At 40.9% G+C, this 11,074-nt stretch carries 10 protein-coding genes and 1 pseudogene; 6 read left to right on the top strand and 5 right to left on the bottom strand.

The genetic code is table 11. The annotated features are described in order from the left end of the window. Positions 1 to 5 precede the first annotated feature (5 nt). The 3 genes and pseudogenes from ACHUGF_RS01795 to ACHUGF_RS01785 form a co-directional block, all read left to right on the top strand. Positions 6 to 170, top strand: a pseudogene (locus tag ACHUGF_RS01795) (cob(I)yrinic acid a,c-diamide adenosyltransferase); the annotation flags it as partial. Positions 171 to 558: 388 nt separating this feature from the next. Beyond that, positions 559 to 966 (top strand): hypothetical protein, encoded by a 408-nt coding sequence (locus ACHUGF_RS01790; protein WP_394129055.1) that lies wholly within the window; start codon positions 559 to 561, stop codon positions 964 to 966. A 639-nt stretch (positions 967 to 1,605) separates the two neighbouring features. Then, the gene (locus ACHUGF_RS01785; protein WP_394129054.1) at positions 1,606 to 3,279 is read left to right on the top strand and encodes an Ig-like domain-containing protein; all 1,674 of its coding nucleotides are present in this window, start codon (positions 1,606 to 1,608) and stop codon (positions 3,277 to 3,279) included. A 123-nt stretch (positions 3,280 to 3,402) separates the two neighbouring features. Here ACHUGF_RS01785 and ACHUGF_RS01780 read toward each other — a convergent pair whose 3' ends face one another. Next, on the bottom strand, positions 3,403 to 3,975 hold the full coding sequence (locus ACHUGF_RS01780; protein WP_394129053.1) for a LemA family protein: 573 nt from the start codon (positions 3,973 to 3,975) through the stop codon (positions 3,403 to 3,405). A gap of 2 nt (positions 3,976 to 3,977) precedes the next feature. Continuing rightward, positions 3,978 to 5,036: a hypothetical protein gene (locus ACHUGF_RS01775; RefSeq protein ID WP_394129052.1), complete on the bottom strand. Its 1,059-nt coding sequence runs from the start codon at positions 5,034 to 5,036 to the stop codon at positions 3,978 to 3,980. Between the two features lie 322 nt (positions 5,037 to 5,358). Between ACHUGF_RS01775 and ybaK the strand changes: the two genes are divergently transcribed. Next, the gene (gene ybaK / locus ACHUGF_RS01770) at positions 5,359 to 5,829 is read left to right on the top strand and encodes a Cys-tRNA(Pro) deacylase (protein ID WP_394129051.1); all 471 of its coding nucleotides are present in this window, start codon (positions 5,359 to 5,361) and stop codon (positions 5,827 to 5,829) included. Positions 5,830 to 5,911: 82 nt separating this feature from the next. On the opposite strand, the gene ACHUGF_RS01765 is transcribed toward ybaK, so the two are convergent. Beyond that, positions 5,912 to 7,615, bottom strand: coding sequence for an RluA family pseudouridine synthase (locus ACHUGF_RS01765; protein WP_394129050.1), 1,704 nt, complete (start codon positions 7,613 to 7,615; stop codon positions 5,912 to 5,914). A 174-nt stretch (positions 7,616 to 7,789) separates the two neighbouring features. Here ACHUGF_RS01765 and ACHUGF_RS01760 point away from each other — a divergent pair, with 174 nt between their 5' ends. Beyond that, entirely contained in the window at positions 7,790 to 8,326 is a 537-nt protein-coding gene (locus ACHUGF_RS01760) for a DUF4442 domain-containing protein (RefSeq protein WP_394129133.1), read from the top strand. Positions 8,327 to 8,369: 43 nt separating this feature from the next. Here the strand turns inward: ACHUGF_RS01760 and bla are convergent, their stop codons facing one another. Together bla and ACHUGF_RS01750 are read right to left on the bottom strand one after the other, a co-directional pair. Further along, a complete protein-coding gene (bla, locus tag ACHUGF_RS01755; protein WP_394129049.1) occupies positions 8,370 to 9,113 on the bottom strand; it encodes a subclass B1 metallo-beta-lactamase in 744 nt (247 codons plus the stop codon). Positions 9,114 to 9,156: 43 nt separating this feature from the next. Beyond that, the gene (locus tag ACHUGF_RS01750) at positions 9,157 to 9,699 is read right to left on the bottom strand and encodes a hydrolase (protein ID WP_394129048.1); all 543 of its coding nucleotides are present in this window, start codon (positions 9,697 to 9,699) and stop codon (positions 9,157 to 9,159) included. Positions 9,700 to 9,848: 149 nt separating this feature from the next. Between ACHUGF_RS01750 and ACHUGF_RS01745 the strand changes: the two genes are divergently transcribed. After that, entirely contained in the window at positions 9,849 to 10,892 is a 1,044-nt protein-coding gene (locus ACHUGF_RS01745; RefSeq protein WP_394129047.1) for a DUF2235 domain-containing protein, read from the top strand. Positions 10,893 to 11,074 lie beyond the last annotated feature (182 nt).

Below are 11,074 nucleotides of genomic sequence, written 5' to 3'. Positions count from 1 at the left end.
TTCATCTATTAACAGCCTTGAAAAAACGCCCTAAAATGCAGCATGTGATCATTACAGGCCGTGCCTGCCATCGCGATATTATAGAACTTGCTGACACGGTGAGTGAGGTGCAACCCATCAAACACGCCTTTAATGACGGCGTAAAAGCACAGTTAGGTTTTGATTATTAACTGTTAATTCTCGCTAGTGGACTATTGCTAGTGGACTATGGCTAGTGAATTAAGCAGCTAACCTCTTTAGAGCGTTATCTAAAGAGGTTTTTTATTATGTTTTTATCAAGTCAAAAGGGTAGACCAATCTGCCATCAGTATGCGTGAATCGCAAGGATGGTAAGTATTGTTTAATGATACCTTTGTGAGCGTCGGCATTTTGCAAAGCTAGCTTTAGTTGTTGCTTTTTTAACAAGTATATTTTGTGGGACATGTTTATTAAATTTAGCTTAAGCCATCATTTAAAATATTTAATTTTTCTAATTCATTGGATCTATATATATTGTGCGTCCATTAGCTTGAATATTAGAAGATGGCATTGCGGTGCTCGAATTATAAGGTATTTTGAATGAACAAGAAGTTGTCACTATCACTAGCGGCTCTGCTATTGTCTAGCACAGCACTTTCTGCAACTGCTAATGCAGCAGTAAAGCTCGGTTTTGGCGTTGATCAAGGTTTAGGTATGAGCGTAAGAATTGACAATACCTATCATGTTTTTGCAGGTAATGATGGTGCGGCTTTTGATTACCACTTTAAACGTGGCAGGCTCTCAGAAAACGCACCAGTGTCTTATTTTGTTGGCGTGGGTGGTTACGTGCAATGGGACGATGACTTTGGGGTGCGAATGCCTATCGGTTTAGATTGGCACTTTGCCAAAGGTTGGAGCTTATATGGACATGTGAATCCAGCACTACAACTACACGATGATACTAAATTCAAGTTAGGCACCGGCGTTGGTGTGAACTATCGCTTCTAAACATAGGGCTTCTAGGCCTAGCGCTTCTAAACCTAGCGCTTCTAAACATAGGGCCGTTAGTTTTGCTGTCGCGGTATTGTTGCATTACAGCAGCAGTGCTGAAATTCACTACGTCACCTAAATATATATTCACACTCGTTTGAGAAGTAGTCCTATCCTAAGTTTTACTTGTTTAAGAGATGACACAAAAAGGCCAATGAAAAGTTGATTATTTCAGTGGCCTAGTGGCAATTTTTATGAACTAGTGGCAATTTTAATCAATGAGTTTTAAGTTGCCTTTAAAAATTGGGCTTATATTCAAATTCAGCAGCAGCTTTTGAGTCAGCAAACGCTTGTAAATGCACTATTGCTTTTTCCCTTCATAACATCAGTTGGTTACAAAATGAGGCGTGCATCACTAATTTTAACAAAGCCATATCATTTTACTAAATAGTTTTGCACTTTGTAATTTTTAAAAAAGCCAATTATTACAAGTGAATAGTGTTTTTATGATAACTATTCTTCACAGAAGTAACGCTTTAGTGAATTGTCTTTATCTATCTCTTTAGTAGTACGTCTTTAATACTGGGAACATGTCCAAAGAGACATATCCATCGCCTACTCGGGTATATCAGGCGATTTAATATTAAGGATGAACTTATGAATACTTCAATTCCATATAAAAAGCTTGTTGTAGCTAGCATGGTAACAATGCTATTTGCTTGTAGCAGCGATGATGACACCTCCACTACACCGATTGAAAATACCGCGCCAGTAGCTGTTGCTGATACCGCGACCGTACTGGTCAATGAGATGGTTACAATCGATGTTCTTGCCAATGATAGCGATGCAGATAACGACAGTCTGACTATTGTGTCGGTTGATTCAGATATGGCCGTGATTAAAGATGGCAAAATTGATTTTTCAGCAGGGGATGACGCTGGCGAAGAATCGTTTAATTACACCATTAGTGACGGCACCGATGAAACGACGGCGCAAGTCACAGTGACCATTGAGCTGCCGCCAGAACCGGAACCATTAAGTTATGTGGGAAGTTCTGCATGTGCGACGTGTCATAGCGGTCAGCACGATTCCTTCAGCAAAAGCGGTCATAACTTTAAAATTCAAAAAATCACTAACAGTGAGCTGCCTAGTTTTCCTTACACACCAGAAACGACTATCGATGGTGCAATTGATTTATTGCAATTTGCAGGACCTGATGGTGATGGCACAACTAACAATGCTTTAGGCGCTCCAACCAGCTATGACGAGGTGTCTTACGTTGTGGGTGGTTATCATTGGAAAATGCGCTGGTTAGATGCTGATGGTTATATTGTGACGGGACAAAATGTGCAATATAACATTCGTAATGCTGATGGCACGCTGAATATTCCTGAAAATCATTTGACTGACCCTGATGTGATGGGGGATTACAAGTCAACAGAGATAAATTATCAATACAAATGCGGTAATTGCCATACTACTGGTTGGAAGCGAACAACCACAGAAGATGGTGATACTCGTAATCCTGATCGCCAAGATAATCTTCCTGGAATGGGGGGAACATTCGCACTACAAGGCGTTCAATGTGAAGCTTGTCATGGTGCGGGTAGCGAACACGTTAGCTCTCCGTCCAAAACTAATATCACTAAAATTGCTACAGCGCGTACAACTGAAGATTTCTTAGCAGATGATATGGGCTTTGGTAAAGCGGTGACATGTGCTGAATGTCATACGCGTGATGGTGAGAAGGATTATCCGACTTACATTAGTGCATACAATGCTGCATTCCCAGATGGAAGTAAGGTTGGAGGCAGAATCATCTCGAGTGGTGGTATTTCTAAACACCATCAAACTGGTGATGAATTACTGGGTGTTGTGCCAGAAGATCATGGTAGCTATAGCGCTGGGGACGAAATTGGACCTAAGCAGGATATGGCATGTACCACTTGTCATGATTCACATAAATCTACAGTGAATCAAGCAAGTACTGATGGCCTTCATTCAGGTGCGGTGAAAGAGTGTACTGATTGTCATACCAAGGAATTCACTGATGGCGGTGGTTCATACGGGCACAACTTTATTGCCGAGTGTACCAGTTGTCATATGCCTAAACTGGCGAAAAGTGCACTGACTCACTTAGGTAAAGATGGCACAACTAAGTTTGGTGATGTTAGGTCTCATCTCTTCACTATTGACTTAGATCCAAGTGCTAAGCAGTTCACTACAGACGGTAAGTTCCAAATGCCATGGTCTACCGCGCAATATTCTTGTGGTGAATGCCATGATGACTATGCTGATAAAGCTGCTATGTTACCTAAAATTCATAAGTAAGGTGTGATTACTTAAGGAGGTTGGAACTGATTGATTTGATAAAGGTAAATGTAACTAAATAGTACTAAAAAAGCACTGAATGCTTATCTCGCTTCAGTGCTTTTTATCGTTAGCTTAGGTAACTTAGAAGTTCGGCTTATATTCAAATTCAGCAGCGGCTTTTGAGTCAGTAAAGACTTCAATCACTTTTTTCTTGTTGATCATTGCATTGACGATGTTATTTGGGAACGACTGAATGCAAGAGTTAAAGTGAGCTACATTTTGGTTAAAGATACGTACTGCTGCACCCACGTTTTCTTCTTGCTCAGTAATTTCATACATAAACTTTGAAAACGACTCAGAGGCTTTCAGCTCTGGGTATGCTTCAACAGCAACATTAATGCCTTTCATTAAATCTTGCGAGGCTTTGTCGACTTCGCTTTGTAGCTTTGTATCAATGTTATTGTCTTCTAATGCATTGATACCTTGACGTAATGCAGTAATTTTTGGCAATAATTCACTTTCGTAATCTTTGTGATCTTGCAATACGCGATCTAGCTCAGGGATGATGCGGCTACGTTGCCTTTCTTGGGTCAACACGTCCGCCCAGCCACGGGTCACTGAGTTATATTCTCTAACGATTAAGTTATATTTGGCTAAGATAGTTAAGCCAATGAAGAGGGCGACGACCCCTACAATAATGAGATTGTATTCCATGGTTATTCCTTATTTAATTTATGTGATGGAGCGGTATGTTGGATAATTTGGCTAACAAAACCAAAAATTCGATTAACTGTGTATAGCGAGGTATCGTTTAGCAGTTCATGCTTAAATTTCTCAGGCTCTGTGATGTCGAAATCCATTGCAGGGTTAAGCAAATTGGCATTATTTTGGTTAATCAATAGGCTGCCATCTTGTGCAAATTCAATGGTGAGTTTGTCGATTTGTTTGGCTGCTTCTTCACAAGCGATTACCACTGAAGGCTCTAGGAACTTAGCAGCAGTGAATTCAGAGTCTGCTTGTACATAGAATAAACGCTCAAACTCTTTCGATGCCGGCATGTAAGAATCTCCCCAGCGATTTGAGGTACGAATTGTACTGATCACTAGGCAGTTGGTTTTGTTAATGGGTGGGAAAATGACCCCTTCACGGTGGTAATGATCATACACAGTTCGGGTTTTGGTTTTACCTTTCGAGTCTGTGTAAGTTTCAACACGTTTATCAACATAGTGGTGATGAATTATCGAGGCACGTAACAAGCCCGTTGGAGAGTTAAAATCAATGTCTTTACCCCATTCCACAGCACGTGAGTGGTTACCACGTTGAAAGTCAGCATATTTATTGTCTGCTTCAGCAAGAAAGCTCTTGTCACAATCTTCCAAACGGTAGAGATGTTTTAGGGTTTCATTACGAAATAAGGTCGATAGCTTTTTAATTTTCTCCTTACGCGAACTAATAAAGCCTAGTGCTGTTAAGAAGGTGACAAAACAAATACCTAAAATCACAAAGTCTGGTGTGTCAAATTGCGGCCTGTATTGTTGGAATTTAAAGTAGACATAACCACAGCCAAACAAAATGGCACCAATCCAAGTAAGAATTAACCCCATATTGTTGAACTTTATTTGATGTGGAAAATTGATTACCTCATCAAGAGACTCTTTAACGGCCTCAATATTTTCAGAGTTAGTGACCTTTTCGTTGAGCTGTTTAATAAAGATGTTGAGGGCACTATTATCGATGGTCTTTTCTTTCACCGTTGATGGTTCATTTGTAGACATTTTTAAACCTAGATTCGAATGATGTTGGCTATGTTACGAAAAGGACTTTCTATGTAAAGTATTGTTTTAATTGATTGTTCAATAAAGAAACACTATGTTGTAAAGTGTGATCTGAGAGGCGTTTCGTTGGTGTTTTATTTCAGAATTATGACTAATAAAAGACGTTGTGATGTAGTTTTAACGACAGGTTTCACTGTTAAACTTGGTATATTGCAAAGGACCTGAATGTGCATTTTTTATTTTTTCAGTCTGTTGATTAACAAATGAGTTTACGTTTAACTTAGCAGCTATTCATTAACACTCGATAGTAAGTGTAGGATTCATGACCCCAGCGATTATGGCTGCTAAGCGCAGTAACATTAACTACCAGTTGCATGAATATCAGCATGATGCTCAAGCGCAATCCTATGGTTTAGAGGCTGCAGAGAAGTTGGGTTTAAATCCTGAACAGGTTTTTAAAACATTGGTAGTGAATGTTGATGTAAAACAGTTAGTCGTGGCCATCGTGCCTGTGGCGACGTCGCTGAATCTTAAATTATTAGCAAAAGCACTCGGGGCAAAAAAAGCACAAATGGCTGAGCCACAAGCGGTATCGCGAAGTACGGGGTATGTGATGGGCGGAGTGAGTCCGTTAGGGCAAAAGAAATTACTCACAACCGTGATTGATGCCAGTGCACAGCAGTTTGAAACTATACATGTCAGTGCGGGTAAACGCGGCCTAGAAATTGAACTTGCCCCTGGCGATCTTGCCTCGCTTACCCGTGCACAATTTGCTGATATACAGTCTCCATGACGTCATTCTCAATGATTCTATTTCAATGACTCTACAAGCCTCAACGTATAATCATCATGGATTTGAATTAAGATGCGTTCGGCTATTCAAATGCTGCAGGGACCTCAAAGTGCATCTGTTGTTTGCTATGAGGGTGGAGAAAGCGTAATGACTTGGCATGCAAGTGCAGTCTATCAGCCTGTTTACCGTATAAATCATCACCTACAATAGGCATACCTAACCCAAGATGATGTGCGCAATGCATGCGTAATTGGTGAGTTCGACCTGTTTTGGGGTATAAGTTCAGCAAGGCTTGATTGGCTATTACTTTGACTAACTGCCAATGGGTTTGAGCCGTTTTGCCATGTTCATAACAAACCAGCTGTTTGGGTCTGTCATCTAAATCAACCCTTAGCGGTAAATCAATATCACCCGCACTTTGCAAAGGCACACCATCAATTAACGCGACATAATGTTTCTCAATAGTACGCTCAATAAATTGTTGCACCAATGCTTTATTGGCTGCACTTGAAAGTGCAATCACCATCAAACCTGATGTGGCCATATCGAGACGATGTACAATTAATGGCCCTGTGGCTTCAGGGAAGCGCTGTTTCATTCTCAGTTGCACTGAATCAGCAATCTGTTTTCCTGGCACTGAAAGCATGTCTGCTGGTTTGTTGATCACCACAATATGATCATCTTGATAGACAATTTCAATATCTTTATCTGCTGCAGTATTGATAAGTAGCGGATCGGGATCAACATCCAAACCTTGAAGCATATGGCCTAAAATAGGTCGACACTTACTATGACAGGCTGGGTAAAAGTTTCGATGCTGCTTTACTTCTGATTTAGGCGGCTTTCCCCACCAAAACTCGGCCATGGCAATTGGTTGGTAATCATGCTGATAGGCGTAATTGAGTAATTTGGGTGCAGCACATTCGCCAGCGCCTGCCGGGGGCTGCTGATTAGGGCTTTGGGCAAAAATAGCAGATAAATCCTGAATCTCACCATTAGCATTGAGAAATCGATACTGGGCAAACAGCTGTTGTTGCAGTTGATGTGATAAGTGCTTACGCGTTTGTTTTAATTTAACCAGCTGCGCATCGTGCTCAGCGACTTTTGCCGAAATCGTGCTGATTTCTCGTTGCCAATGCGCTTTTAACTGACTGAGCTGATGTTTTTGCTGCACACTCTGACGGCTCAATTCGATAGACAGTTGATCAAATTCAGATTGGGTGATGTGTGCTTGTGAAAGTTGTTGTTGGGCTTGTTGGCGCTGCTGTTTACGTTGCTTACGCTGCGTTACCATTGATCGTTGCATAGCTTGAATTTGCTGCTGGCTTTGCTGGGTATTCTCAATCAAAGTGCGTTGTAAAAATCGCTGATGTTCATCTTGTTCAAGCAGGGTTATTTGCTGATTAATTTGATTGATTTCAGCCGATTCTTGGGTAAAGAAACTGTCTTGATGCAGCATGTCAAAAACGGGCGGCACAAAGGGAGCTTGATGATTAGCATCAGCTAACTTACCTGAAAAAGCCGCCAAAAAGCCGAGCTTTTGCTGGTTATCTTTTACCACTAATACGCCAAACATTTTGCCAATGGCGTCAGCTTGTATATCAGTATTGTGTAAACCAAAGTTATGCTGCCATGGGTTTTGCTCTAGGGTGGCTTGCAGCTGTTGCGCAGCTAATTGGCACAATGGATGCGCTTGATAGTAAAACGGGAAGGTAAACTTATCTGGCAAGGGAATATGCTCAACACTTGCTTCAAAGTGATTAAAACACGCATCATTATTTTTCATGCTTTACTCTGTTCCCCCTAGAAAGCGGGCTATTTTACCCTAAGGCTATGCTGTTAACAGCTCTAATCAGTCTCGTTCAGACATTTTTTATCTAAATTTCGAAAATCGTTTACTCTTGCCACTGTTTTGATTAGGTTTAAACAAGTGTTTTAATTCTACATGGAGTGTTTTTTGATGACGATTTATCAGCAGGTTGCCAAAGTTGGCCCCAAGATATTTGGCCGTGATACTTTATTTAAATATGGGTTTAATTGGTTGCCCATGTATCGCCGCAGCACAGGCAGAATAACCAAGGTGTCTAAAGACCTTCATAAAGTTGAGATGCGCTTACCTATTAGTTATCGCAATCGTAACTATGTCGGCTCAATTTTTGGTGGCAGTATGTTTTCAGCTGTCGACCCAATTCCTATGGTGCAGCTGATTAATATTCTCGATAACCAATATATTGTGTGGGATAAATCAGCTGAAATCGCCTTTAAAGCGCCAGCAAGAGAGGAGCTATATGCCGATTTTGTTTATACAGATTCAGAATTGCAGGACATTATTGAGCGTGTGGAGAGTGAGAAAGAAATTAATATTATTAAGCTGACACAACTCACTAATAAAGATAAATCAAAGGTATATTGTGAAGTCAGTAAAACCATTTATATCTCCACCAAGCAACACTACAAACTAAAGCGTCAACAACGGGCTGAGCAAACTCAGTCATGAGTTTTAATCTGTTTTTGGTCGATGATTTTTTTGATTGAAGATGTCATTGATTGATGCTTTTATGTGCTTTAAGCAGTTTTTGAGTATGGGTAAGTAACTCGGTATTACCTATTTTCCCATGCCCAGGCAGGACTTGTTTGGCCTGCCCAAACTGTTGCTTCAAGGTGGCAATTGATTGCGGCCATGCTTGTAAATCTGCCTCTGCAATATAACCTAAAGACTTACTGTTGATGCTTTTAACCATACACCCGCCGTATAGCAGCTTAGTTTTAGGAAACCACACAACTAAGTTATCAATAGTGTGTCCGGCGCCTACAAAGTAGACCTCGACATACTCATCAAGCAAGTTAAGTTTATTACCATTAAAACTGCTGACACTGGTGGGTTTATTTTGTTGAGTTAACAGCTGATTGGTGAGCGTTGAGGCATGCGTATTAATACCAAGGCTATTTAAATAACCCATTCCTGCCGTTCTATCATCATGTGAATGCGTTGAGATACTCGCTTTGAGCTCATAGCCTTGTTCATCTAGCCACTCAACTAACTTAATTGTGTCGGCTTCACTCCATGGAGTATCAATCAGATAGGCTGACTGTTGATCCGCTGCGATATAAATCAAACCGTTTGAGCTGACTAGGCCGAAACTATCAGTCAGTTGGTAAGATTTATGTAGATACAAGTTTTCAGTTAACTGACTTATTTGTAAATCGGATGGTTTCGATTGTGCAGCACTAATCGGTAAATGGATTAGTAAAAATATCACGATAACTTGATAAAACTTTGGCATAAATTCATCCATATAAGAGTCAAAATATGTTAGGTGAAATACGTCACTTTATCAGTTTTATTAATGATTTAAAGCGATCGCCAGTAGCTTCATGCTGCAGCTCAAACAAGAGTGACTCCACATTAGTCAACTGTGCCCCTTGGTTGATCATCATTTGAATTCCCAGTACTTTATTGTCAACACTGCGAGAAGATACCGCGTCAGCTGCTACGTGAACTTGATAGTGATTTCTGAGTAAATCTTGGCAGGTTTGATAAACGCATACATGGGTTTCTATGCCAGCAAGAATAATATGACGCCGATTTAACTCTTTTAGCTTTTGTTGCACTTGCTCACTCTGCCAACCACTAAAGTGCTGTTTACTAATAGGGGAGGTCGATTTTTCTAAAAGGTTGGCCAGATCGGCTGTAGTTTTCCCAAGCTTTTCAGGTAGTTGTTCTAACCAAATAATGGGGATGTCAAACAACTGTGCACCTTGAATTAACACATTCAATTGCTGCTGCAAGCCATTAGCTTGCTGCATAATTTGCGCAAGCTTACCTTGTACATCAACCACCATAAGTACTGAATCGTTAGCTTGAAACATGCCATGCCCCTATATAATTTTTTTAGATGATTGTTTAGTGTAAAGGCTGAGATAACAATCAAAAATACGCCATTAGTCTAGCGCTTAACTTTGGTAGATGAATTACGCTTACTATTTGACGGCATGGAGCAATGACAGTGATAAGGACAATGAAAAAGCGGATTGTAATTTGCGCAGATGGTACTTGGAATCGACCTGAACAAGATCTTGATAAAGATCAGGCAACCAATGTACTGCGTCTTGCTAGGGCAATAAGTCCCATCGCACATGATGGCACGGCTCAACAAGTGTTTTATGATTGGGGAATTGGCTCTTACCATGATGGCGTAATTGCTGGTGCGACAGGCCGAGGGCTGCATAAAAATATCATGGATTGTTATCGCTATTTGGTGCAGAACTACCACGCTGGCGATGAAATATTTTTGTTTGGTTTTAGTCGTGGTGCGTACACTGTGCGCTGCTTGTCTGGGCTGATTAATAATTGTGGCATTGTCAAACGAGCGGATGCGAAGCTCATTCAAAAAGCATTTGATCACTATAAGACCCAAGCTCCCGCATATGCCCCTCAGGGTGATAAGTCTATTCACTTTCGCCAGCAACACAGCCATGACAGTCGTGAAATTGCATTTGTTGGTGTGTGGGACACAGTGGGGGCGATGGGGATCCCTAGCTCCTTTCTTGGTTTGTTTGCGGATAAAGATGAGTTTTACGACACCAAAATTGGCCGTAATGTGAAAGTCGCACGACATGCTTTAGCCATTGACGAACATAGGCAAGACTTTGAGCCGACCATTTGGCAACCTAGTCATGTGACAGATATGCAGCAAGTATGGTTTAGTGGCGCACACAGCAATATTGGTGGGAGTTACTTACCCGACGCCAATGGCGAAATGCTGTCTGACAATGCTTTGATATGGTTAATTCATCAGTGCATCAATGCAGGCTTAGATATCGAGTCACACTTGCGAGATAACTTAGTTTGGGCGCCCTATGCCAAATTACATTCGTCTAGAAGGAGCTTTTATCGCTTGAAGCGCAAATATTATCGTGCGCTTGATCCAAACATTGCCCCAATACTCATCCATAAAACAGTTAAACAGCGTTGGGACGAGGATGTTAACTATCGACCTAAAAACTTAACGGAGTACATCAAGCAATTTGGCTGGCCTGCACAGAATGACCTGATTGAGTAAATGTCATCCATTTAGATAGTGCCATTGTTGATGTATGAGCTGACGCTGATTTAGCGATTAAAGTATCAATGCGCCGTGAAGCTTCTTCAGTATTAAAAACAGTGTTGCGGATGTACAATCTGTTGTATTCATGCTTGTTATTGCTAGCAGTAGTTTTTCTTGCTGTTGTCATGCTACACATA

This window comes from Shewanella maritima, assembly GCF_043643735.1.
Classification (GTDB): Bacteria; Pseudomonadota; Gammaproteobacteria; order Enterobacterales; family Shewanellaceae; genus Shewanella; species Shewanella maritima_A.
Note: the sequence above shows the minus strand (reverse complement) of the source record. Positions and strands in the feature narration are given on the sequence as shown.

Excerpts from the sequence above, each read along its gene's own strand:
- ACHUGF_RS01780 (WP_394129053.1), bottom strand. The coding sequence starts at position 3,975 with ATGGAATACAATCTCATTATTGTAGGGGTCGTCGCCCTCTTCATTGGC.
- bla (WP_394129049.1), bottom strand. The coding sequence starts at position 9,113 with ATGCCAAAGTTTTATCAAGTTATCGTGATATTTTTACTAATCCATTTA.
- ACHUGF_RS01765 (WP_394129050.1), bottom strand. The coding sequence starts at position 7,615 with ATGAAAAATAATGATGCGTGTTTTAATCACTTTGAAGCAAGTGTTGAG.
- ybaK (WP_394129051.1), top strand. The coding sequence starts at position 5,359 with ATGACCCCAGCGATTATGGCTGCTAAGCGCAGTAACATTAACTACCAG.
- ACHUGF_RS01785 (WP_394129054.1), top strand. The coding sequence starts at position 1,606 with ATGAATACTTCAATTCCATATAAAAAGCTTGTTGTAGCTAGCATGGTA.
- ACHUGF_RS01750 (WP_394129048.1), bottom strand. The coding sequence starts at position 9,699 with ATGTTTCAAGCTAACGATTCAGTACTTATGGTGGTTGATGTACAAGGT.
- ACHUGF_RS01775 (WP_394129052.1), bottom strand. The coding sequence starts at position 5,036 with ATGTCTACAAATGAACCATCAACGGTGAAAGAAAAGACCATCGATAAT.
- ACHUGF_RS01760 (WP_394129133.1), top strand. The coding sequence starts at position 7,790 with ATGACGATTTATCAGCAGGTTGCCAAAGTTGGCCCCAAGATATTTGGC.
- ACHUGF_RS01790 (WP_394129055.1), top strand. The coding sequence starts at position 559 with ATGAACAAGAAGTTGTCACTATCACTAGCGGCTCTGCTATTGTCTAGC.
- ACHUGF_RS01745 (WP_394129047.1), top strand. The coding sequence starts at position 9,849 with ATGAAAAAGCGGATTGTAATTTGCGCAGATGGTACTTGGAATCGACCT.